This is a genomic window from Photobacterium sp. DNB22_13_2 (assembly GCF_052873915.1).
The window spans coordinates 196,536-221,016 of sequence record NZ_JBNNXU010000006.1 but is presented as its reverse complement, the minus strand read 5'-3'; the positions used below and the strand labels follow the sequence as shown (position 1 = coordinate 221,016).

Genomic DNA, 24,481 nt, shown 5'->3' with positions numbered 1-24,481 from the left:
CACACCATTGACGGTTATGTCTGGATATTTACAGCGTATAAAACCATTAATTCAATTAATGTGAAAGATGATTTCCAACGGTTTGAATCATGCCGAGGAGGGAAGTAAACTCACGGCAAGATTGGAGTAGTGTATGACAGAGCAACCTACAGAAATATTCGCCGCCAAACTGCTGGGATCGGGCTTTGAAACCGATCAAGAATCTCACCTGACAGTGAGTCTGCAACCGGGACAGCATTTGGCGATCAGTGGTCCGTCTGGCTGCGGTAAATCAAGTCTGCTGCAGGTCATTGCCGGTTTACGCCCCTCTTCATGCGGCGATATCCACTGGCAACAAATCACTGTTAAAGAAGATAACCTGTCCTGGTGGCGCCAACAGTTTTGTTACTTGCCGCAGCAAGCTGTGATGGGCGGGGAAACGATATTACAGGCGATGATGCTGCCTTGGCATCTTAAAGCCCTTTCCCTTCCAGAGCCCTCACACGAACGCTGCTTGGGTGTACTGGCTTCCTTAGGGATCACCCATACGCTTGAACAACCAACCGATAAATTATCTGGTGGTGAGAAACAACGGCTAGCCATTGCTCGTGCGCTTTTGATGGAACGCACGTTATGGTTGATGGACGAACCGACGTCGGCGCTTGATGCTGCCAGTCGAGATAAAGTGATCGCGCTGATTGCCAAGCGGTCACTGACGGTGATCTCCGTTTCCCACGATCCGGTTTGGATGAGTTCGGCGCAACTTCAGCACCAAATGGGAGGGGCCAATGAGTGAAACCTTGGTGATCAGTAACTGGGCGTTGGCCGGGTTTTACCTGCTGTTTCTAATTCCTCTTGGACTATTCCACCGTTGGGAGTTCGGCCTCAGTAAGACGTTGATCTCAGCTGTATTACGAATGACGCTGCAATTATCGATAGTGGGTATTTACCTACAGACGCTATTTTCCTTTCAAAATCCGTGGCTCAATACCCTGTGGTTATCGGTAATGGTGATTGTGGCCGGCTTCAGCATTTGCCGCCGGGCGGGAGTGCCACCAAAATCGGTATTACCGGCGGTATTTAGCGGCCATCTTATTGCGATGCTGGTGGTGCTACCTCTGTTATTGGCTGGTGTGATTCAGGCGGAACCTTGGTGGCAGGCACAGTATCTTATCCCAGTAGCGGGGATGCTACTTGGTAATTGCCTGGCCGCTAATGTGCTGGCTTTGGAACGCTGGTACAGCAGTTTGAAGGATAAGCAGGATGAGTATCAATTTTACTTGGCGATGGGCGCACCGAAACCGGAACAACCGTTTATTCGTACAGCGGTAAAAGCGGCACTGGCGCCGCAGCTAGCGTCAATGACAACTTTGGGTATTGTCAGCTTGCCAGGGATGATGACAGGCCAGATCCTTGGTGGTACCGAGCCGTTACTGGCAGTGAAGTACCAGTTGGTGATTATGGTCGCGATATTTATCTCAGCCACTCTATCGGTAACGACCACGCTGACGGTCGCTAGCCGCTCGGCCTTTAATCGTTATGGACAATTGAAATATTGAGATTTTTGTATAGAAACTGCAGATAAAAAAACAGCCGGCGATACCGGCTGTTTTTGTGCGAATAAAGATTTATTCTGCGATTTCTGCGTTGTGGTAAACGTTCTGCACGTCTTCACAATCGTTTAGTGCATCAAGGAACTTCTCGAATTTCGCTACATCTTCGCCAGACACTTCAGTCATGGTTTGCGGAACGAAAGAAATTTCCTCAACGTCTAACGCTACTTCAGGCATGGTTGCCGCTAGCGCATTTTTAATCTTGAAGAACTCAGTGTGTGGGGCAAATACAGTGATTACGCCGTCTTCACACTCGATGTCAGATACGTCAGCATCTTCCATCATCAGGTTCTCAAGTACTGCTTCCTCGTCGTCACCGTTGAACTGGAATACAGCTTGGTGCTCGAACATGTGACCAACAGTACCTGGGCCACCGATTTTCGCACTGTTCTTAACGAAAGCCTGACGAACGTCCATGAACGTACGGTTGTTGTTGTCGGTTAGACAGTCAACGATCACCATGGTGTTACCTGGACCAAAACCTTCATAGCGAGCAGTTGCGAAATCTTCACCGCCGCCGCCTTTTGCCTTGTCGATCGCTTTTTCGATAACATGGCTAGGCACCTGATCTTTTTTAGCTTTCTCGATCATGCGTTTAAGGGAAAGGTTAGTGTCAGGGTCGATACCACCGTTTTTCGCAATAACGTAAATTTCTTTACCGTATTTTGAATAAACTTTGATTTTAGCGCCCTGCGTTTTCGCCATCGAGGCTTTACGGACTTCGAAACTGCGTCCCATAGGAATCACTCTCTTTTTGATATTTGGGATTTCTTTTGGAGGCGGATTTTATCAGCAACCGAGGCGGTCTGGCTAGGGGTTATAGTGTTATTAGGGTGGGGATTGCTGGAGTAGATCAATTTCTGTTTTGAATTTGGGGCCAATCTTCTCTTACTTGCTAGATTATTAGCGTTGAAAACGGTACAAAGCAAACAAGAGATATAAAGAAATATAGAGACCAAAGACTCATGAAAATTGTTGCTGTTACCGCTTGCCCGACCGGAATTGCCCATACCTATATGGCTGCCTCTGAATTGACTAAGGCTGCTCAGCAGCTTGGTGTACAGATGATGGTAGAGACCCAAGGCGCTATGGGCATTGAAAACCAGCTGAGTTTTCAGGATATAGGCCGAGCTGATGTGGTATTGATTGCTTCTGATATCGAGATTGAGCACCGCGCACGCTTTACTGGCAGTAAGATCCACTGTGTGACGATTGAAGAGGTGCTTACCGATCCAGCTGGCGTGATTAGTCGCTGTAAAGAGCTTTGATTCCAGTAAGAGATATGATCGATGGGCGCGAACGATGATTGAACGACGCATCACCTTTACCTTAGATGGTGAAGGGCTACCTGCCTGGAAACTGAACCGGTTAAAAACCTTGGCGGGGTATTTCCGCTCGGTCGTGGTGATACACAATATTTCTCAGCTCAGAATGGCCAACGCCGAACAAGCGATGCGAATGATGAGCTTGGGTTCGATGCCCGGTGATCTGTGCCAACTGATGATTGAAGGTTCGGATGCGGAGTTAGCCTGTATGGTATTGACTGACTTTGTCTCCGAGCATTGTTATTTGGTCTGTACCGGCCATCGCCACCTCAGCCAAGTAGAAGAAAAAGGGAACATTGTCTTACCCTTTGACTATGAGCTGAGCCATTTACCGCAGCTGTCCCAATTCACAGTGAGCTCGCTTGATAAAACGGATATATTGACGCAAGTTAGTCACCAATGCGCGCCCAATCAGCCCACTAAAGCCAACCGTTTGTTAGAGCAAATGCAAGCAAGAGAGGCGATATCTTCAACGGCGATGGGGAGTGGTGTCGCCCTACCACATATATTAACCCCCGATGTCGAGGTTCCTACTCTCGTCTTAGCACCATTAGAGCAGCCGATAGAGTGGGGCTCAAAACGGGGACCTGTAACCTGTGTCGTTGGTTTGGTACTTCCTGCACCTCCTCAACGAGAGTATTTGCTGGCTTTTTCTTCATTTTCTAAGCGGTTGCTTGAACCTGATTTTTGTCAGTTATTAACGGAAAATGCTCGACCAGAAGTGTTGAGGGCGGTTGTGCTCGATAGCCTGTCACTGCCATTTCGGTGATTCTCCACGCTAGTTCCTTCCGCGTTAATCTCTTCCACGGTAGTCCGATGGGGTCATCCCGGTTTTATTTTTGAATACCCGATAGAAGTAATTCACATCCTGAAAGCCACAACGGATTGATACCTCGCTCAAACGGAAGGTGTATTTCTTGAGCATGAACTTAGCCCGTTCGATCCTCACCCAAGTGATGTAATCCGCCATTCGCATATGTCCCTGTTGGCGAAACAGGCGTGATAGGTGGTTGGGCGTGATGTTGAATCGTTTAGCAATCGAGTCGCGTGTGATCGGGCGGTGGAAGTTTTCCTGAATGTAGATACATATCCCCTGATAAAGATCGTCACTGCGTTTTTTGTTGGCGTTGCTGGGAGCTGCGAGCATTTGCTGGCAGTAGCTCATCAATGCTTGTAATAGGTGCTCGTCCATTGGCTTTTGCAGAGGCTCCTTAGCCAGCGCATTGAGTGCGGCAAGAATATGGTCAATGGCAAAGCCCGTTCGAGTTTGGATACTGTGCTTTTGGATGTCGTAAAAATTGGCTTGTCCCTTGGCCTTACTGACCAAGCTGAATCCGAGTTGCCGCTTACCAAATAGCAGACTCAGTACCGAGCAGTCAGTATCCCAGTTAGGTTTGTTCCAGCTGTTGGGCGGAATATATAAGGCATCGCCAGCCATGATTTTGACTTCGGTAATACCATGATCAGGATCTTCCAGTTCATTGAGGTACTCACCACTGATCACCATCTCTAACCGGGGGAAGTTGACTTGATAGCTAAATGGAGGCGGAGTGACATGATCACCGGCAAACCAGATGCGATTGAAGTGCTCTCGCTCGGCAAGTAGGGTTTCGAGTAAATGGTGGAAGACTTGGCTCATGCTACAAATCGGCCTTGGGTGGAGGGTACGTTGAACGGGTATTATCTTTTGTCCTTGTCTCTATTGTCCTTGTTCTCGGCCAAATACCGTGAACTTGATCACTTAAATTCTTTCTATTGAACCGAAAAATCGTGTTACTTAAGTCTAGCGTGTATTCATTTATCTTTATTACTACTTAGTATTTATGAATAAAATAACGATATTAAACTGTTGTTTTTAAACGAATACATTGTTGTTCTATGCGGCTTATTCATAATATTTTATTGTGAGAGTCCGATCACACAAAATCATAGATGTTACAAATATCCAGTAAATGCCCCTCTGGTACACTATAAGAGGTGTGCTAAAAAGCCGAAAATATCCCCAACGGCAAACAGTATGCCGATATAAATAATTAAAAGGGGGAACACTCATGATCACAAACTTGATTAATGAGCAGTTGATTTGTCTTAACCTTAAGGCAACGACTAAAGAAGAGGTGTTTGTTGAAATGATCGACATTCTGCACAAGCAGGGTCGAGTCAGCGACAAGCAACAGTTTTTGGTGGATATTCACGCCCGTGAAGAGCTGGGTAATACCGGTTTTGAAGATGGTGTTGCATTGCCGCATGCCAAGAGTGCGGCGGTGAGCGAGCCGGCTGTTGCTATTGGTGTTAGCCGCAGTGGTATTGAATACGGTGCCGAAGACGGTCTTCCTTCTAAACTCTTTTTCATGATTGCCTCGCCAGACGGCGGCGCAAACCACCATATCGAAGTACTGGCTGAGCTTTCCTCTAAACTAATTGAAGACGGTTTTATCGAGGCATTCCTCGCGGCTAAATCTGAAAAAGATGCATTAGCTCTGCTGCTGGAAAAAACAGAAACAGAAGATGGACCTGCGGCAGAAAATGGCTTCCTTATCGGCGTTACCGGCTGTCCTGCGGGTGTTGCGCATACCTACCTAGCAGCGGAAGCGCTTGAGAAGGGCGCCAAAGAGCTTGGCTATGAAATCAAAGTAGAAACCAATGGTTCTATCGGGGTGAAGAACAGCCCGACAGCCGAAGATATCGAACGTGCAGAAGCCATTATTGTCAGCTGTGACAAGCAAGTCGACATGGCTCGCTTTGCTGGCAAGCGTTTAATTAAAACCGGCGTTAAAGCACCGATCAAAGATGCCAAGGGCCTGATTGGCCAAGCACTGGCAGCGCCTCAGTACCAAACCTCTGCAGACGATGCGCCAGCAGAGAAAGAAAGTAAAGTTACCCAAGCTCGTTCTGATCTGTATCGCTACCTGATGAACGGTGTATCGCACATGATCCCGTTCGTTGTGACCGGTGGTTTGTTGATTGCACTTGCACTGGCTATTGGTGGCCAACCGACTGAAGCGGGAATGGCCATTCCTGATGGCAGCATGTGGAATAAGGTACTGGATGTTGGTGTCGTTGCCTTTACCCTGATGATCCCAATCCTTGCCGGTTACATCGCTTATGCTATTGCTGACCGTCCTGCACTGGCTCCGGGCTTGATCGGTGGCTGGATTGCCAACAACGGCTCGTTCTATGGCGCAGAAGCCGGTACTGGCTTCATCGGTGCGATTGTTGCCGGTCTATTGGTTGGTTATTTCGTTAAGTTCATTGTCACCCGCAACTACCACAAGTTCATTCAACCGCTGGTGCCAATCATGATTGCACCTATTACCGGTAGCTTGTTCATCTCGAGCTTGTTCATCTTCGTTATCGGCGCGCCGATTGCGAGTTTGATGGATGGCTTGAATGCAATGCTAACTAGCATGAGTACGGGTAACGTTGTACTGCTGGGTATCGTACTAGGTGGTATGGCTGGCTTCGATATGGGTGGCCCATTCAACAAGGTTGCATTCCTGTTCTCTGTCGGCATGATTGCCAGCGGTCAGACACAGTTTATGGGTGCGATGGCGTGTGCTATCCCTGTTGCTCCTCTTGGTATGGCATTAGCGACAGTCATCGGCCGTAAGTTTAATATCTTTGAAGAGTCTGAAATTGAAGCTGGTAAAGCATCTGGCGCAATGGGCTTGGTGGGTATATCGGAAGGGGCGATTCCGTTCGCGGCGCAAGACCCGATGTCGGTTATCCCTGCTAACGTACTGGGTTCGATGGTTGCAGCAGTAATGGCCTTCTCGTTCGGTATCACCAACAGTGTTGCTCACGGTGGTCCGGTTGTGGCTCTTCTGGGTGCAATGAACAAACCGGTTCTTGCACTAGCGTGCATGGCGGCTGGTGCGGTAGTTACTGCGCTGGTGGCGGTATCACTGAAAAAAATGCGTCAGGGCAAAGCGCAACAAAAAGCAGCTGTTGCTTAACCCCCTAGCAATTGCTGAGCACGGTAATACCTGAGTTACTGCGTCCTTAAGGCTCCCTTATAATGAGGGAGCTTTTTGGCTTAGACGCACATAATTAGGGGCTTTGGGCTGGTTGTTATTGGTTGAAAGTGGTTAGCCTGATTAACCATGGAATAATCGATAAAATGTAATGAAAAGCCTCTCATTGCTTGTGTATTTTGGTAGTATGCGCTGCTGGTATGCAAATAACATAGAGCGTTAATCAGATTTCATTAGCGTCTCAAACACTGAGTTGGGGCCTTAATGAAATCTGCATTAGAAATAAGGAAAGCTATGACTTCTTCCCCTCGTTTTTATCGTATGCATAATGTGATTCAAGACTATGCATGGGGCAGCACAACATCGATTGGCCAATTGTTTGGCATTGAAAACCCAGAAGGTAAACCTCAAGCGGAAATCTGGATGGGTGCCCATCAGAATGGTTGCTCGCAAATTGAAGTCGATGGCAAACCTACCCTGTTATCAGAGTTTATTGACGCTGATCAAGCAACGCTGATTGGCGCAGATACAGCTGCGACATTCGGTGAACTGCCATACTTGTTTAAAGTGCTTGCCGCTGAAAAAGCGCTGTCTATTCAAGTTCACCCGAGTAAAGCACAGGCTGAAGACGGTTTTGCCAAAGAAGAAGAGCTGGGCGTACCTCGTAATGCTGGTAACCGCAACTATAAAGATCCAAATCACAAGCCAGAACTGGTTTACGCTTTAACGCCTTACCAAGCAATGAATGGTTTCCGTGAGTTTTCAGAAATTGTTTCTTTTTTCCGCACGCTAGAAATTGAAGAAATCCATTCACTGGTAGAAGAGCTGGAAGCGAACCAAAGCGAGCAGGGCCTTGAGCGTTTCTTTGAAGCAATGTTGTCTCTGGATGGTGAAGTAAAAGACAGCAGTGTTGCCAAGCTATTGGTATTTGCTGAAGCGCATAAAGGCGAGGAATTGTTTGCGTTGATCCTCGATTTGGCAGAGCAATATCCTGGCGATATCGGTCTATTTGCTCCGCTAATGTTGAACACCCTGACCTTGCAGCCTGGTGAGTCAATGTTCTTGTATGCATGTACTCCTCATGCTTACCTGAAAGGTACTGGCTTGGAGATCATGGCGAACTCTGACAATGTGTTGCGAGCAGGTTTGACGCCAAAGTATATGGATGTGCCTGAGCTGGTTTCTTGTACCCGCTGTGTGCCGATCCCATTCGATAGTCTTTTGATGGCACCGCAGACTGAAAATGGCGTAGAGCACTACCCAATTCCGGTCCCAGATTTCAAGTTTAGCGTGTATCAGCAGGCGAATAATGTTGAGCTACACACTAACAGTGCTGAAATCCTATTAGCGGTCGATGCGTCATTGACCGTTGCTCACACTGACGGTGAAACATTGACCATTGCTAAAGGTGAGTCGGTCTTCATTCCAGCCAATGCGGGTACGTACCTAGCAAGCTCGGAAGGCAAATTTGCCCGAGCTTACAACTAGTTGTTTTATATTCAAGCAAGGTGCGGGCTTGTTGTTCAGTTGGTCAGTGAGGGTTGAAAAGCACTTTACACTAATCTGGTGAGCCCGTATTATATGCCGCACAAAGGAGAGATGGCTGAGTGGTTGAAAGCACCGGTCTTGAAAACCGGCATACGTTTGTAGCGTATCTAGGGTTCAAATCCCTATCTCTCCGCCAAATTAGAAGAAGCCAGCTTAATTGCTGGCTTTTTTACATCTGCCGCTTGGCAATGAAAGGGATAGGGAGAATAAACCTAGACTGGGTTCAGTCGAGCGAAGCTCGAATTATTACTCCAGAATCAGCTTACCTGCCCGACTAAAAGTTTTGGCTATCCAAGTGAAATCCGATTCTCTCTCCACACGAAAAATCGTTCTGAAGCCGTAGATCGCTCAATAATGGTTTGACGACAGTTCGCCCATGGCTTGCTGTTCAAGCATCGTCCAACTATTAAACTGTCCAACTTTTGGAAAAACACTAAACAAACATATAGTTACATAATTTTGTTTGTATCGTAGTGTGACACAAATTAGTATGCATCAAATTTTATACCTTCATGGTTAATATCAAATCATTAGGTGTTCGCCATATATATTTAAAGGGACAGAAATGAACAAGATAGCCTTCCTATTTTTAGGCTCTATCGCAATGTATGGTTGTAGTGGTGATAAGGAAAGCACACCATCAGATAAAAACCTATCAGATAGTGAAGTTTCAGCACTCATTCAGTGCACTAACCTAGCAGAAGGCACTCCATGTTCTCAGAATGTTTATGGTTCTTGGGGTGTACTTGTTTCACAGGATTTTCAAGATAATTACTGTACTTCGATGTATTGTTTTGCAGATGGTAGTCCGTCACCAGAGTACCCTAATCTGACTCGATTTAGAGATAATGGTGAATTAATACCTGTTTATTATTTGGATTCTAAAGATCCTCGCTTTGAGTATGCCTTAAACAAAGCAGAAGAGATCATTGGATATCAAATGTTTGATAGAAAAGGGGTTATTTCACTTGAAATAGATATTGATGACCCATTCTTTGAGATTGACTACTCAGGTGTTCCTACTGACTGGGGATTTATCTGGAGCCAAGGAACGTCAGCAGGGAGTTGTAGCTCAGGGACGGTTTCGAGTGGACCAAACTTGAATCAACTAGTCTCTTATTCAATAGACAGTAACTATGGCATAGAGCAGACAAAGTGGGGCAGTGGTTATGCATGGATAAACCTAGATAGCTCAAACCCAGACCCAAATTGCACAACAGTCGCAAGTAATGAAGTAAGTTTGCATGAGCTAGCGCACGCACTTGGTATGATTAATCACTTTGACGGATTCGGTGACGGTGCAGCATTCAATAAAAATGCAGAGCGTGTGTTGCGCAATATGTACAGTAAGCAAAACCCTGCTGGTCAACCATTTGATTCGTTGAATATTGAACCATAGTTTTAAGCTAGCGGTTATATTTAAATATTAATTGCTAAATCGGGAAGATTGATATCAACTGAAAAGCAACAACAATCTCCCTTTTAGCATCACCTATATATTGTCACCACAAACACTGACATTAAAAGTGAAGCTATTCACTCCACTAAATAATTCGATTGTAGGGCTCATTCGAATCATGTGGTGAGGTGATTAAGGTATTTGTAACTCAAATGCCCAGTCCCCATCCTTGTCCCAATCGCCCTCGCCAAATACAGAAAAAGCCCAACAGAAATGTTGGGCTTTTTGGCATCTGGGGCCTTGAGTTCAAATCCTCTATACCCCGAAAGCTCCGCCAAGTTCGAAGGGTTTGCAGTAAACTTGATAATTTTTGATAGATTTTATCTATCGAAACAATAAGTGTAATCAGCGTGACCTTATTTCTTAAAATGGGATAATGAACTCATCAACAGGGAGAAATGATTATTAAACTCCAGTTGCATCAGCGAATTATCAAAATTTAAGGGAAATAATTATGTTCGAATCCAAAGAAGGCCAAGCAGTCCCTCAGGTAACATTCCACACTCGTCAGGGTGATCAGTGGGTAGATGTCACGACTGAAGAATTATTTGCAAACAAAACCGTTATTGTCTTTTCATTGCCGGGCGCATTCACCCCGACCTGCTCTTCTAGCCACCTGCCTCGCTACAACGAGTTAGCTTCAGTATTTGCTGAGCACGGTGTTGATGACATCCTATGTGTCTCTGTTAACGATACCTTTGTAATGAACGCATGGAAAGATAACCAAGAAGCAGAAAACATCACTTTCATCCCAGACGGTAACGGTGAGTTCTCGAAGGGTATGGGTATGCTTGTTGCAAAAAATGACCTTGGTTTTGGTGACCGTTCATGGCGCTATAGCATGCTAGTTAAAGATGGCGTGGTAGTGAAGATGTTTATCGAAAACGATGAGCCAGGCGACCCGTTCAACGTTTCTGATGCTGACACTATGCTGAAGTACATCGCTCCAGAGCAAAAATTACAAGAATCAATCACGGTATTTACTAAGCCTGGTTGCCCGTTCTGTACCAAAGCGAAGCAGAATCTGATCGACAAAGGTCTTAACTATGAAGAAGTTGTCCTTGGTAAAGATGCAACAACGGTTAGCCTGCGCGCCATCTCAGGTCGTAGCACGGTACCTCAGGTATTCATCGGCGGTAAGCATATCGGTGGCAGCGAAGAACTAGAAGTTTTCCTAGCGAAGTAACAACACGCAATTAAACAAAAAGCCAAGTATGGACGTTCATACTTGGCTTTTTGCTTTTCATACCATCAATGTTGGTCAACGCCTGTTTTATCAGACTCGTTCAGAACAATTGATTTTGGGATTGCTCGTTAGTTTTATTTGAGAAGATTTCACCACGCTTCCCGAGCTTTTAGCTCTTGTAAAAGATCGATTTAGTGCCTTGCGAAGCGTGCTCTTGCTTTGGTTGTCCGGACCATCGATACTGAATCAATGTTTGTATTACAGCGCATAGGGAGTTGCTGCCTTGTTTGGGATAGAAAATCTGTGGCTGTTTGTTGTATCAGGTGTTGTACTTAACATGATGCCTGGGCCTGATTCTATTTTAATTGCGAGCCGAGGGGCTAGTCAGGGCTTCAGGGCGGGTTCGGCTGCAGCGCTTGGTATAGGTACCGGAATCTTAGTCCATGTTATCGCGGCGGCATTAGGCTTATCGGCAATTTTATCGACGTCGGCGATGGCATTTACAATAGTGAAAGTTGTCGGTGGGGTATATCTGATGTATATGGCTATCGGTATGATCAGAGAGAGCAATAGTCATCGGAAACCCCAAATTGCTCAACCCCAGAAAGCATCATTAAAAAGTATCTATACTCAAGGGTTAATCACGAACGTATTTAATCCTAAGGTTGCTATTTTCTTTCTCTCGTTTATGCCGCAATTCATCTCTGAATCGAGCGATAATAAGGCCCTTGCTTTTCTTGTCCTGGGCTTGGTATTCAATTTTACCGGGATGCTATGGTGTCATTTTATTGCATGGGCTTCTTCTTCAATGAGTTACAAGCTGTCGGCGAACCAGTCTGTTCGCAAATGGCTTAATCGGCTAGCTGCAAGCTTATTCGGGTTGTTTGGCGTGAGGCTGCTGGCTTCAACACAAAACTAACAGTAACCTAATCGCCGTAACGCTGTTGCCGTACTTACATCTAAAAAAGAAAATTGGCAATAAAAAGGCCCTGAATATTCGCCGATTTGTGGATCAGGTTATTGAGAAAGTAACATGATCCACAATACCAACCTGTGTCTTTTGATGGCTGAGAGTAATTGTCTACACCGACGTGGCGAGTTTATGTAGCCGGTTCGATTGATAGGCCAATGCAGAACCACAGATCAAAATCATGCCTCCTATCCCTAGGAAAATTGCGGCATCTCGCCATGTATCGGCAGAAATAGCAATCAAGCTGACAAACATCCCCAGCACTGCCAAGGCACGTCCCATAAACATCCCATTGGTATGATCAATCGGGCTTTGCTCCTCAATACTCATTGGTGTGTCCAAGCGGCGGCGGATCTCACTGGTATCTTTTTTCGTTCTTGATAGCCAAGGTGTCAGCATAAAGAAGCCGCCAGTGAAGATTACGTGGGATATAAAGGTAGCGGCAATTTTCAGGTCAACCTGTTCACGGCCCGTCAATGTATAGTCGAACAGAGCGGCAAGCCATTCGGCATTAAAGCCAAAATGGACGGTGAAGGATACAACGAGGCCAACCAGTACTGTTGCCCAACCAGACCAACCCGGAGTTCGGAGGTTGAGCAGCGCCAAGAAAGACGGGATTGATAGTGGCATCTGGATCATGGCGGTAAACAACATCATGATATCGAACAGGCTGTAACCTTCTAGCCGGGAAAAGAAAAGTGCCACGGCACAAGCCATAACGCCAGTTAGTAAGGTTGCCCACTTGCCCAGCAGCATTTGTTGCCGGTCCGTTCCTTGTGGGTTGATAAGGGAAAGGTAGATGTTATTTACCACGATGCCCGCATTACGGTTAAGCGCTGTTGTCATTGGGGAAACGGTAGCTGCTAGCATGGCGACCATGACGAGGCCGAGTAAACCGCTTGGCATATAGTGATCGATGTAATAGAGGTAAGCGGCATTATCAGCACCGGCTCCTAGATTTGGATAACTGTCTATCAGGTTGATATCCAGTGAGGCAACAAACCAAGGTGGCGAAAACCATAGCAGAGGAGCGAATAAGAACAGGACTCCAGCCAAGGTTGCGGCACGGGTCGCTTCTTTTTCGTTACTGGTGATTAGGAAGCGGTAGCTGCTGAGGGCATTGTTGGTATTGAGGGTTTGGCTCAAGAGCATGGCACCGATCCACAATACAAAGATCTGCCATGCAGCGATGCCTTCGCCCATGATGGTGTGAGATAACGATTCGACAGGAAGTACTGCTACTTCACTTGCAGCAGTCATACCAACAACCATGGTAATAGTAATGAGCAGAACGAGTTGAATGACATTGGTCGCAGAAACTGTCCAAACCCCGCCTGAGATAGCGATGAAGGTGACCAACAGACTGATGCCGATGATGGTTAGTTCGATGCTTATCCCGAACGTTGCAGACAAGAATGCCCCTAGTCCATTAAGCCAAATACCGGCACCGATCAGCGTTATAGGAAAGCTCAGCCAGGTAAAGGTTTGTTCAGAGGCTTTGTTAAACCGCAGTTTGATCACATCCATCGCGGTAGCAACACGCAAACGGCGATAGCGTCTGGCAAAGTACAGCGCCGAGATAAAGAAACCGAGAGCATTCCCCCAGAACACGAACATGACACTGAGTCCATCGGCATACGCTTTCGCCGCAGCGCCAGTAAAGGTCCAGGCGGAAAACTGGGTCATGAATGCTGTAGCGCCTGCCATCCACCAGGTCATGGCTCCGCCACCGCTGATAAAACCGTTGGCGTTGGTCGCTTTATGCCGAAAAGCTTGGGTCACTTTGACGATAAAAGCAAAGTATAGGGCCAGCATGGCCCAGTCTAGATATGTCACACGGTACCTGCTAGAAGAGTAATTACGCTGTAATAATTGAAATAACATTTTACTTTTTTTAGTTTGTTGATTCAAATTCATGATGGATTCATAGTGCTCGGGCATATTTATGTTCGGCTTTGGTGTGATTTATAGAAATGTTTAAGTTTCACTTTAACGGATTTTCTTACCACAAACTGATAATAAAAATTATCTTTTACACTTAATTAATCTCTTGTATATCAGGGTTTATAAGGTAGGCAATAGTGAGATTACATTCACATATTCTGCTTTTACTCACTACACGTAACAGAATAATTGATATTCTTGCTGAAATCAGTATAAACGTTTCGACTCTTAGGCTGCCAAGAGGTTTTCCATGCCAGAACATTCACTCACAGAGACTTTTCAGTCCCTAAATCGTTATCTTCAGTCTCAGGTTATCGGTCAGCCTGATTTGGTAAAACAGCTGCTGATTGCTTTATTAGCGGATGGTCATATTTTAGTGGAAGGCCCGCCAGGGCTGGCAAAGACTCGTGCCGTAAAAGTGCTTGCTGATTGTATTGAAGGCAGCTTCCAGCGAATGCAGTTTACCCCTGACTTGTTGCCGGCTGATTTAACCGGTACCGATATCTACCGACCTGAAACGGGCAGCTTTGATTTTCAGGAAGGCCCGATCTTCCATTCGCTAGTGCTTGCTGATGAAATTAACCGTGCTCCGGCTAAAGTACAGTCTGCGATGCTGGAGGCGATGGCAGAGAAACAAATTACAGTCGGTAAGCGAACCTATTCACTTCCTGATTTGTTTTTGGTTATGGCGACCCAAAACCCAATTGAGCAGGAGGGGACTTACCCGCTTCCCGAAGCTCAACTTGACCGCTTCTTGTTACAACTTCAAGTTGAATACCCAGACAGCGAAAGTGAATTGGCGATTCTTCGCCTTAATCGTGGTGAGGCGCTAGGAGTGAAAGGTGAAGAAGCTATGCACTTATCACAGCAGGAGATCTTCTCGGCGCGGCAACAAGTTCTTGAGCTGTATATGGCTGAAGAAATTGAGCAGTACATTATTCGCTTGGTAATGGCGACACGTGCCCCTGAAAGGTATGACGATCAACTGGCAAGTTGGCTGCAAATGGGTGTCAGTCCACGTGCGACGCTGGCGTTGGATCGCTGTGCGCGTGCACATGCATGGTTATCTGGACGTGATTTCGTGACTCCTGATGATGTGATGACGATGGCATACCCGGTGCTGCGCCATCGATTGTTACGTAGCTATGAGGCCCAGGCAGAGGGAATCGAAAACGATTTAATTATTAAAAAACTACTGACATGGGTAACCAGCGCATGAACCTTCCTGCGCATAGTGATGGTATTCACCTGTCACTGGCAGAGCTGTTGCACTACCAAAAACAGTCTGTACGTTGGCTTCCGCCATCTCGCAGTATTTGGTCATACTTAAGCGGCCACCACGATAGCACGGGAAAAGGGCGGGGGATGGATTTTGCTGAGGTTCGTCCTTATCAAAAAGGCGATGATGTCAGGTCTATCGATTGGCGGATCACGGCAAGAACAGGGAAGCCCCATACCAAGTTATATACCGAAGAGAGGGAGTGCCCGGTGATGCTCGCTATCGATCTGTCCACGACGATGCAATACGGGACGCGTCTCTTATACAAATCTGTACAAGCGGCCCATATTGCTAGTTTGATTTGTTGGCTGACGGTGGCACAGAAAGATCGGATTGGTGCTGTTGTTATTGGGAATGACCGGGTGGCGGACTGTAACCCTTCAGCTCGCCAGCAAGGTCCATTGCAAATAATTAATATGGTTAAAACTATTCACCAGCAGAGCCTTCAAGCGCTGCAGGGCAAGCAAAGGGTGAGTATGGGAAGTGGACCAATGGCTAAACACGATACTTTCTTGAGTGCGTTGAGCCAGTTACATCGTCTATGCCCGAAAGGCAGTGACTTGGTCATTGTCAGTGATTTTAACCGGCTCTCTGCTTGTGCAGAAAAAAGGTTGAAGCAACTGGCTCAGCACAACCAGTTGAAGCTACTTCATGTTTTTGATCCGATTGAAAGGGGCGAAACAACGTATCAGGGGCGATTTTGGCTCGGTGATCACCAACGGTCCATACCTGTGAGTTTTGGCAAGCGATCAACGGTTCACTCATTACAGCATGACTTCGAAATTCACCAGCAGCGCCTGACAGAGCTCTCACACCAACTTCAGTCACCGGTCTATCACGTTTCTGCTGGCGTACCGTTGATCGATCAGCTTGGAGGTCTGCGTGGATAATGCATTAAACTTAGCGCCACTTGATATACCTACAGAGCCCAGCTGGTGGCCTTTACCGACCTCGGCATGGTTAACGTTAGGCTGCATTGCCATGGTTGTACTTATTGGGCTTGGGGTGAAGCTCTACCGCTATGCACAAGGCAGAATCAAGCGCAAAGCATTACGGCATTTGTTGCTATTAGAGCAGCAACCGGACTTGCCGGCGCTTGATATCTTATTGCGCCGTGTCGCTCTGACATATTTTCCGCGCAACGAAGTGGCAGGCCTGACCGGTGAGGCATGGTTAGGGTGGCTGGATAAACAGCTCGATACACCGCAGTTTATGCCGTTGAAACACCATTGGTCTGCAGGGCTTTATGGTAACCGGCCATTATACGAAAGCCATTGGGTAGCATGCATTAGTGCAAGCCGGTTATGGGTTACACAACTTAAGCCGGAGGGGAAATGTTAGCGTTTGATTATCTAGCGTTAATCTTGCTGCTGCCTTTGCCATGGCTTGTTCGTCGTTATGTCGCGGAAGTACAGCCTATTGCTGTTCTTCGGTTAGGGCGGTTGCCTAGTGATCTTGAAGGCAGTATTTATTCTAGCAGAGTCCCTATAGCGCTGAGTCTTTTGGCTTGGCTTTTTTTGGTAACGGCTATAGCCAGGCCAGTTTGGCTTGGCAATCCGATCAGTGTTCCGATGGAGCATCGCGATGTCATGCTGGTGGTTGATCTGTCCGGCTCGATGGATATTGAAGATATGAACGGGGGGAATGGTGAAGCCATTAGTCGGATGACGGCCATGAAAAGTGTTCTTATCGATTTTGTCCGCCGTCGTGAAGGGGACAGACTGGGGATGGTGCTATTCGCTGATCATGGTTACCTCCATACACCACTAACTCTCGATATTCGTAACCTTGAACAACAGATAGATCAACTTGTCTTGGGGCTGGTTGGCTATATGACAGCGATTGGTGAAGGGGTGGCTATCGCGACCAAGACCTTTATCGACAGTGAAGCACCACAGCGGGTTATGATCTTATTGAGTGATGGCAGTAATACGATTGGAGCGGTTGAACCTATGGCGGCGGCAGAGCTGGCAAAGGAAAGCAATGTCACCATCTACAGTGTTGGTCTAGGGGCTGAATCAATGATGGTCGAAAACGCGTTCGGGGAGTTGCATGAAACCAACCCAGCCTGGGACCTGGATGAGTCGCTCTTAACCGATATCGCCGAATTGACAGGAGGCCAGTACTTCAGAGCCCGTAACCAAGATGAACTTGCCGAAGTTTACTCGTTGATTGATGGCTTGGAGCCAATATCCGATGCCGAACAAACCTGGCAGCCACGCTATGATCTGTATCCATACCCGTTGTTTATGACTGTGGTGCTAATGGTAATGCTGACAGCCTACCGGAGGCATTATGGTTAATTTTTTTGCTCCCTTATGGTTGCTTGGGCTTTTGGTTGCTCCTGTTCTATTTTGGCTGAAATACCACCGGAGACAGCAGGATCTGATAGCCCCGCACTTACAGCAACATCACTTTTATTCACGGAACCGTACCAACTGTTGGATTACCCTGGCTTGGGTAGTTGCGATGGTGGCTATGGCCGGGCCACATTGGCGTGAGCAAGACAGGCCTCAATCTGAGCATGAACGGGCGAGGGTTATCGTGATGGATATGTCGCAGGCTATGTATGCCCAAGACATTTCGCCAAGCCGTTTCCAACAGGCCTTCTACAAAATTTCCGACTTGATTAACTTGATCGATGAAGGCTATATCGCCCTCGTAGCTTATTCGAATGAGGGCTACACCATTAGCCCTTTAACCCATGACAACAATACGGTACTGACACATATTGAACATTTGTCGCCAGATGTCATGCCGAGCGTTGGCAAGAATGCGGCAGCCGGTGTAAAAGAAGCGATTACCTTATTGGAGCAGACCCATTTTGGCTATGGCGATATTCTTTTGGTGACCTCGGGGATCAGTGACACTGAAGGGACACAAATAGCAGATGCTCTAAGGGGAACGCCCTACACCTTATCCACTTACGCTATTAGCACTACGCAAGGGGCGGAAGTGTACGATGAAAATGGTAAGCCGCATCTTGGTAGTGACGATCAGCCTGTGATATCCCGTTTGGTTCCTGAGCGTCTGAGCGCTTTATCCGCGCAAACGGGGGGGATCTCGCTGACTTACCAGCACTCACAGCAAGATATAGAGCAGCTCTATGGGTTTCTCACAAAGATACGCAACCTGACGGAGTTAGCGGAGCAGTCTGAAGGGTTATCCAGCCAGTTTATCAACGATGGTTATTGGCTGCTGTGGCCATTGGCAGGTATGTTGCTGTTTGCTTTCCGACGTGGGGTAATTTGGTCAATCGGGTTAGTGTTGTTGGTCCCTGCTTCTCCTGTAGAAGCGAATGAGTTGAACCAGATTTGGAGCAATGCCGATCGGCAAGGTTATAAGCTCTACCAACAACAAAACTATCAAGATGCTGCGAATACCTTTGTTGACCCAGCCTGGCTAGGCGTTGCTTTGTATGAAACTGGTGATTATCAAGGTGCTATAGAAGCGTTTTCTCAAGTGACTGACAAGAGTAGTGATTACAACACTGGCAATGCGCTGGCTAAGTTAGGGCGGTTGGAAGAAGCGGCAGTTAAATACCGTGATGTAATAGAAGGTAACCCAGATCATCAAGGAGCCAAGTTTAATCTCGGATTGGTTGAAGGCGCGCTACAAGCTCTTGAAAACCAAAATTTTGATAATCAAGAGCAAGGTGGTGAAGCGGGAGATGATGGCAACTCGGATGAGGAAGAAAACGGTGACAGCGACGGCGACGAGGAGCGAGATGATAAAGGCTCTGATGACAATAGTGGTGGGCAGGACAACCTAGAAACGGATCCCGATACCGAAAACGTCCCAGAGCAGCAAGGGGAGAGCGAAAATACCGGCAGCGACTCTCAGAATAATCAATCTGATAATCCCCAGTTTTCGCCTGACAGTGGCGGGGACTTCCACCCTCCTCAGCAGCAGTCTGGCGAGTCCGGGGAGTATGATGCTGATGAATTCACTGCCGGAGCCACTGATTTAGATTTCGGCACGCCAACGGAAGACGATATAGAAGCTATTCGTCATCAGCTGAGTGAACTGGGTGAAATCAATCCCGTGCTGAACCGGCTTACCCAAATCCAGGACGACCGCACCCTGTTACTCAAAAACCTCTTGCTATTGCAGGCTGCACTAAAAGAGCCTTCCGAACAAACCGAGATTGAGTGGTAATTGAAATGATAAGAAGAACTTCTATCCTGCTGTTTAGCTTAATACTATTGCCGTTTAACGCTATTGCCGATGCTTTGGATACTAATCGGCCCGACGATTTGATTAGCCTCTCGGCAGAACTAATGCGAGATACCGTTTTTCCTGAAACTGAAGCGACCTATCTGTTGACGGTAGAATCGCGGGCAGATGTTCACTTCAGTCGCGTAAATCCTCCTCGGGCTGAAGGGGTTAGTGTTCGACGAGGAAGCCAAGATCATGAGTACTATTTTATTGATAATGAAGAGTTTAGGATCTCGACTTATCGATTTCATGTCGCGGCTGAAAAATTAGGCAGCATTATTCTTGATGGGGCGTCTTTGACACATGTTGCTATCAATGAAAACGGTACTCGTCGACGGGCTAGGAATAAGGCCGATACCGTTACCCTCGAAAGCCGCCCAAAGCCTGACAGCTACCAGGGGCTTTGGCTACCTTCAGAAAAGGTAACCCTGGATCAATACTGGTCAACCGAAGCCTCAGCGGTACAAGTGGGTGATTCTATCACCCGGACACTCAGCCTGCTTATTCAGGGCCGAAATATTGATTCATTTCCCCAGTTGATGGTGGACTATCCAGATAGCATGCATGTCTATAGCGAAGAGCCGAAGTTCAAAGACGTTGATGATGGGATGAAAATGACATTACGGCAGGTAATCGTACCCCGCAAAGAAGGAATGTTCGAAATACAGGGCATATCAATTCCTTGGTTCGATACTGACAATGGCGAGATCATGCTAGCTTCGGTTGATGGACTGGCTCTAAATATTTTGCCTAACCAGACCCAAACACTGGCACTTGAGGGCTTGGATAAAAATGAACCAAGCAACGATCATTGGCGGTATGCCACAATGATTGTTTGTGTATTATGGCTGTTGACACTTAATCGCTTATATAAGGCTCATAAGAAGCTTAATGGGGCTAGAAAGGCCACGGGCAGCATCGTAAGGGCCGATAATTGTCTTCAAGCAGCATTGGAGCAGAGAAACCATCAAGCGGTTGTAAGGGCTTGGGGGAGTGCTGATCTTGATGTGAAGAAGGCGTGCAGCCAATTAATGGATGCGTATTTTGCTACTTTTTACAGTGCCACACCAACGGATGGTGAGCCTGAGCGAATGGCAGTACTTGCATACCTTAAAGAACGAAGACTAGAAGTTAAAATAAAAAGCGACTTCGCACAGCTAGAGCCATAGTTAGAGGTCTGTCATTTCTTGATATCATTTTAAACGGTAGCAATAAGCTACCGTTTTTTGTTATTGGTTAAGTCTGCGTTCAATATAAATATGAGTTGTCTGGCGCGAGCATCCTAAAAATAAGACAATGTGTCAGCCTCTATCTTAGGATGTAGTAAATTTATGTAAATATATTGCGCTAGCATACAAGATAAAATGATTTATTTCGTAGAAATAATAGTTCTTAGGTGGGAGGTTTCTATTGGTAATATAGTTTTAATTTCATTGCCTTGTGGGTGCAGTGGCTATATGTTGCTGTTTTTATTGCATTACTTATTTTGTTGGTGTCGAATTTAATCTTGGGTTTCGATAGATTTCTATTGAAGCATAATATATAGAACAAAAATATTATAGTTTTATAAAGATATATGTTTTATCGATTCGTATCTCAAGCCATTGCATTCCATATGATAAAATCATGATAATGGTATATGTTGTATATATTGATTGGTATTAATTGCTAATTATTAGTTTTATTAAAATGCGTATTTTATATTTTAGGATAAGGTTAATAATAGAACTTTACTCTTCATATGTTCACTGTAGCTTTATCATTAAGGAGTTGATTATGGGTATAAATAATAAGCTAAGTGTCGTTAGTGTTGCCCTGGTACTTGCGGGGTGTTCATCAACCATCGCCCTTGATAAAGGCCAAACATGGGAGCAGTTTGGTTATGACTTGGCTATGCGTGGAAGTAAGTTGATAGAGACATCACGGCTTGAATCAGTGGATGTTGTCGCTTACAAGAAAGGGTATGTCACTGGCCTCGAAGCATTTTGCAATCAAGATGGATATGATGTTGGTCTGAGTGGTTTGTTTTACCAAGGCACCTGTGACGGGATAAACCCTAACTTTGCAGAGCAGTATAATATCGGTTGGGTCGATTATGAGATCAATCAACAGAATTACGACTGGGAGTTAGGGACCTACGAATCATCAATTGATACATACGAATACTAATAACCTAAAATTGCGAGTTTTATTCATTAAGCCTGTTAGCTCCTCTCAGCAGGCTTTCTTGTCTTCAGGCTGTCTACCAGCAACTTTCTTTCAGTGTCTGCTTTCTCCCTCCTTTCCATCTAGCCATCAACTCAGATCGTAAATGGGTATTGGGTCTCATTTTTGAAAATACACAGTTGTCGAAATGATTCGACTAAACTAGTATCCATCATATTGTTTATGGTTGATTGTGGCGTATAAAAACATAAACTTTCACTTTTCGTCACTTTAATTTATTGATTTTTAATGTTTTGCCTTTTGGGTTGTTGTTCGAAACGATACGGCTTTTAGCTGCATAAGAGCGACTATTTTGCTGTAAGACAAAGCTTCCAGATGGGTTTGAAGATTTTTCGGGAATGGTATGAAAACAGTGATAAAGCCGACTTTGCTCGCGCTGAGTATGACAATGGGTGGTTATGTAATGGCAAGTTCAACAATGTTTAGTGACATGATAAATGTTGAGCGCACAGAGTCTGCGTCATCAGCGCATTGGCAAGATGATAAAGAGAAAATGGACGCCTATATTGGTGGCTTGATTAGCAAGATGACGTTAAATGAGAAAGTTGGCCAACTTGACTTGCAAAGCGGTTTTCGCAATACCACTGGTCCGTTCATTAATGAGTCATATGAACAACAAATCAAAGATGGGCAGGTTGGTGCCATTTTTAATGCCTATGGTGCCGACTTCGGTCGACAGCTTCAGCGTATTGCTGTTGAAGAAACGCGCCTTGGTATCCCGCTGATTGTCGGTCACGATATCATCCACGGCCATAAAACGATATTTCCTCAATCTATTGGTGAAGCGGCAACATGGGATTTAGAGGCCGCTAAACTTAGCGCTCGTGTTGCAGCAAAAGAAGCCTCTGCTGATGGCATTATGTGGACATTTGCACCGATGGCTGACTTGGTTCGAGACCCTCGCTGGGGGCGTGTTTCTGAAGCGGCTGGTGAAGACCCGTTCTTATCAACGGCTATGGCGGTGGCCCGTGTTGAAGGTTTCCAGGGCGACGATTTAAGCCAAGAAGATACCATCATGGCAACGGCTAAGCATTTCGTCGGTTATGGCTTGTCCCAAGGGGGGCGAGATTATCACACTACTGACGTCTCAGAGCATGAGCTTTGGACCACGCAGATGCCTCCATTTAAAGCGATGGTCGATGCCGGTGTCGCCACTTTCATGACATCATTTAATGACTTGAACGGTATCCCTGCCACAGGGAGCAAGCGCCTGCTGACTGATATTTTGCGTGATCAGTGGGGGTTCGAAGGTTTTGTCGTGACCGACTATACCGCTATCAATGAATTGGTTCCGCATGGCTATGCTCGTGACGATAAGCATGCAGCAGAAATTGCCTTCAATGCTGGTGCTGATATGGATATGGTTGGTCAGCTATATATTAATTACCTTGAAGAGTTGGTAGCGGAAGGAAAAGTTTCAGAAGAGAAAATTGATACCGCCGTTCGCCAGATCCTAGAGATGAAATGGCGTCTTGGTCTGTTCGAAGACCCATACCGCTACAATGACGTATCGCGAGCCGAGCGCGAAATTCTCAGTGTGGAAAATCAAAATGCGGCACGTGATGTAGCACGTAAGTCTTTCGTGTTGCTTAAAAATGACAACCAGACTTTACCGCTAAAAGATGAGGAAATTAAGTCTATTGCCTTGATTGGTCCGCTAGCTGACAGCAAGGCAGACATGATTGGTAATTGGGCTGCAGCGGGAGATCGCAAGTCGCATCCTGTGACGGTATTGGATGGCTTTAAACATCGTTTTGGTAAAAACATTAAGATCAACTACGCCAAAGGTGCAAGTTACGACTATATCACTGCAAAAGAGGACATTGATGCCCTCCAAGGCATCGGCGTTCCACGTATTGCTGCGGATGATTCATCGCTTGAAAAAGAGATGAAACGTGCGATCAGTGCGGCAAAAAAATCGGATGTCATCGTGATGGTGATGGGCGAAGAGCAGCGTATGTCGGGTGAGGCTTCAAGCCGCACTGAATTGACGTTGCCGGGCAATCAGCAGCAGGTGATGGAAGAGCTGAAAAAGCTTGGTAAGCCAATGGTCTTGGTGGTCATGAGTGGTCGCCCAAATGATTTACGTTGGGCAGATGAAAATGTCGATGCGATTTTGCATGCTTGGTACCCAGGAACGATGGGGGGCATCGCCGTCGCTGATGTCTTGTCTGGCGATTATTCACCTTCTGGTAAGTTGCCTATGACCTTCCCGCGATCTGTTGGACAGGTGCCAATCTACTACAACCAGAAAAATACCGGACGCCCTTACTTTGCGGATAATCCGAATCAGCGTCAGGAACATTATAAGTCTCGTTATGATGATTCACCGAATACACCACTCTACGCGTTCGGCCACGGCCTGAGTTACACCCAGTTTGATTATGGGGATATCCAGCTCAGCAGTAACGAACTTTCCATTGACGGTGAATTAACGGTTTCCGTGGCAGTGAGTAACAAAGGTGATTACGCCGGTGAGGAAGTGGTTCAGCTTTATACCCGTCAGCATGTGGGGTCGATTACCCGCCCTGTCAAAGAGCTAAAAGGCTTTGAAAAAGTACATTTCGATAAAGGCGAGACGAAAACCATCTCTTTCACTTTAACTCCTGCAGATTTGGCCTTCTATCGCGCAGATATGAGTTGGGGAGTGGAAGCTGGCAAGTTTGATGTCTTTGTCGGTACGGCTTCAGACAACGTCCAGAAAGCAAGCTTTGAGCTTATTGAAAAATAATCATAATTAGCCCGTCTTTGACGGGCTTT

General features: G+C 46.3%; 20 protein-coding genes and 1 tRNA gene. 18 read left to right on the top strand and 3 right to left on the bottom strand.

The annotated features are described in order from the left end of the window. The first annotated feature begins 133 nt into the window (after nt 1–133). Together ACVA58_RS11600 and ACVA58_RS11595 are read left to right on the top strand one after the other, a co-directional pair. Nucleotides 134–775 carry an ABC transporter ATP-binding protein gene (locus ACVA58_RS11600; protein ID WP_446510601.1) on the top strand — a complete coding sequence of 214 codons (642 nt, stop codon included), beginning with the start codon at nt 134–136 and terminating at the stop codon, nt 773–775. Next, nucleotides 768–1,538, top strand: a complete 771-nt coding sequence (locus tag ACVA58_RS11595; RefSeq protein WP_446510600.1) for an ABC transporter permease — start codon at nt 768–770, stop codon at nt 1,536–1,538. Before ACVA58_RS11600 ends, ACVA58_RS11595 begins: the two co-directional genes overlap by 8 nt. A gap of 69 nt (nt 1,539–1,607) precedes the next feature. On the opposite strand, the gene ACVA58_RS11590 is transcribed toward ACVA58_RS11595, so the two are convergent. Further along, nucleotides 1,608–2,330 carry a YebC/PmpR family DNA-binding transcriptional regulator gene (locus ACVA58_RS11590; RefSeq protein ID WP_446510599.1) on the bottom strand — a complete coding sequence of 241 codons (723 nt, stop codon included), beginning with the start codon at nt 2,328–2,330 and terminating at the stop codon, nt 1,608–1,610. A gap of 227 nt (nt 2,331–2,557) precedes the next feature. On the opposite strand from ACVA58_RS11590, the gene ACVA58_RS11585 reads away from it, so the two are divergent. Together ACVA58_RS11585 and ACVA58_RS11580 are read left to right on the top strand one after the other, a co-directional pair. Beyond that, nucleotides 2,558–2,860 carry a PTS fructose transporter subunit IIB gene (locus ACVA58_RS11585; protein WP_446510598.1) on the top strand — a complete coding sequence of 101 codons (303 nt, stop codon included), beginning with the start codon at nt 2,558–2,560 and terminating at the stop codon, nt 2,858–2,860. A 34-nt stretch (nt 2,861–2,894) separates the two neighbouring features. Further along, on the top strand, nt 2,895–3,686 hold the full coding sequence (locus ACVA58_RS11580; protein WP_446510597.1) for a PTS sugar transporter subunit IIA: 792 nt from the start codon (nt 2,895–2,897) through the stop codon (nt 3,684–3,686). A gap of 24 nt (nt 3,687–3,710) precedes the next feature. Here the strand turns inward: ACVA58_RS11580 and ACVA58_RS11575 are convergent, their stop codons facing one another. Then, a complete protein-coding gene (locus tag ACVA58_RS11575; RefSeq protein ID WP_446510596.1) occupies nt 3,711–4,556 on the bottom strand; it encodes a helix-turn-helix transcriptional regulator in 846 nt (281 codons plus the stop codon). A 412-nt stretch (nt 4,557–4,968) separates the two neighbouring features. On the opposite strand from ACVA58_RS11575, the gene ACVA58_RS11570 reads away from it, so the two are divergent. The 6 genes from ACVA58_RS11570 (at nt 4,969) to ACVA58_RS11545 (ending at nt 12,003) form a co-directional block, all read left to right on the top strand. Next, complete coding sequence (locus tag ACVA58_RS11570; protein WP_446510595.1) at nt 4,969–6,873, top strand: PTS fructose transporter subunit IIABC; 1,905 nt, start codon at nt 4,969–4,971, stop codon at nt 6,871–6,873. 312 nt (nt 6,874–7,185) lie between these two features. After that, nucleotides 7,186–8,379: a mannose-6-phosphate isomerase, class I gene (gene manA, locus ACVA58_RS11565; protein WP_446510594.1), complete on the top strand. Its 1,194-nt coding sequence runs from the start codon at nt 7,186–7,188 to the stop codon at nt 8,377–8,379. Nucleotides 8,380–8,484: 105 nt separating this feature from the next. After that, a tRNA-Ser gene (locus tag ACVA58_RS11560) sits at nt 8,485–8,575 on the top strand. A gap of 429 nt (nt 8,576–9,004) precedes the next feature. Further along, complete coding sequence (locus ACVA58_RS11555) at nt 9,005–9,838, top strand: hypothetical protein (protein WP_446510593.1); 834 nt, start codon at nt 9,005–9,007, stop codon at nt 9,836–9,838. A gap of 514 nt (nt 9,839–10,352) precedes the next feature. Continuing rightward, nucleotides 10,353–11,084: a glutathione peroxidase gene (locus ACVA58_RS11550; RefSeq protein WP_446510592.1), complete on the top strand. Its 732-nt coding sequence runs from the start codon at nt 10,353–10,355 to the stop codon at nt 11,082–11,084. A 283-nt stretch (nt 11,085–11,367) separates the two neighbouring features. Beyond that, nucleotides 11,368–12,003 carry a LysE family translocator gene (locus tag ACVA58_RS11545; RefSeq protein WP_446510591.1) on the top strand — a complete coding sequence of 212 codons (636 nt, stop codon included), beginning with the start codon at nt 11,368–11,370 and terminating at the stop codon, nt 12,001–12,003. A 162-nt stretch (nt 12,004–12,165) separates the two neighbouring features. Here ACVA58_RS11545 and ACVA58_RS11540 read toward each other — a convergent pair whose 3' ends face one another. Next, nucleotides 12,166–13,890 (bottom strand): sodium:solute symporter family transporter, encoded by a 1,725-nt coding sequence (locus tag ACVA58_RS11540; protein ID WP_446510590.1) that lies wholly within the window; start codon nt 13,888–13,890, stop codon nt 12,166–12,168. Between the two features lie 358 nt (nt 13,891–14,248). Between ACVA58_RS11540 and ACVA58_RS11535 the strand changes: the two genes are divergently transcribed. From ACVA58_RS11535 to bglX, 8 genes are all read left to right on the top strand, one after another. Next, a complete protein-coding gene (locus tag ACVA58_RS11535; RefSeq protein ID WP_446510589.1) occupies nt 14,249–15,217 on the top strand; it encodes an AAA family ATPase in 969 nt (322 codons plus the stop codon). Next, complete coding sequence (locus tag ACVA58_RS11530) at nt 15,199–16,167, top strand: DUF58 domain-containing protein (RefSeq protein WP_446510588.1); 969 nt, start codon at nt 15,199–15,201, stop codon at nt 16,165–16,167. The genes ACVA58_RS11535 and ACVA58_RS11530 overlap by 19 nt, the downstream gene beginning before the upstream one ends. After that, nucleotides 16,160–16,618 (top strand): DUF4381 domain-containing protein, encoded by a 459-nt coding sequence (locus ACVA58_RS11525; protein ID WP_446510587.1) that lies wholly within the window; start codon nt 16,160–16,162, stop codon nt 16,616–16,618. Before ACVA58_RS11530 ends, ACVA58_RS11525 begins: the two co-directional genes overlap by 8 nt. Continuing rightward, complete coding sequence (locus ACVA58_RS11520) at nt 16,612–17,580, top strand: VWA domain-containing protein (RefSeq protein ID WP_446510586.1); 969 nt, start codon at nt 16,612–16,614, stop codon at nt 17,578–17,580. Before ACVA58_RS11525 ends, ACVA58_RS11520 begins: the two co-directional genes overlap by 7 nt. Further along, nucleotides 17,573–19,435 carry a VWA domain-containing protein gene (locus ACVA58_RS11515; protein WP_446510585.1) on the top strand — a complete coding sequence of 621 codons (1,863 nt, stop codon included), beginning with the start codon at nt 17,573–17,575 and terminating at the stop codon, nt 19,433–19,435. The genes ACVA58_RS11520 and ACVA58_RS11515 overlap by 8 nt, the downstream gene beginning before the upstream one ends. Nucleotides 19,436–19,440: 5 nt before the next feature. Next, nucleotides 19,441–20,664, top strand: a complete 1,224-nt coding sequence (locus ACVA58_RS11510; protein ID WP_446510584.1) for a hypothetical protein — start codon at nt 19,441–19,443, stop codon at nt 20,662–20,664. A gap of 607 nt (nt 20,665–21,271) precedes the next feature. Then, nucleotides 21,272–21,664, top strand: coding sequence for a DUF2799 domain-containing protein (locus ACVA58_RS11505; protein ID WP_446510583.1), 393 nt, complete (start codon nt 21,272–21,274; stop codon nt 21,662–21,664). 400 nt (nt 21,665–22,064) lie between these two features. Beyond that, entirely contained in the window at nt 22,065–24,452 is a 2,388-nt protein-coding gene (gene bglX / locus ACVA58_RS11500) for a beta-glucosidase BglX (protein WP_446510582.1), read from the top strand. Nucleotides 24,453–24,481 lie beyond the last annotated feature (29 nt).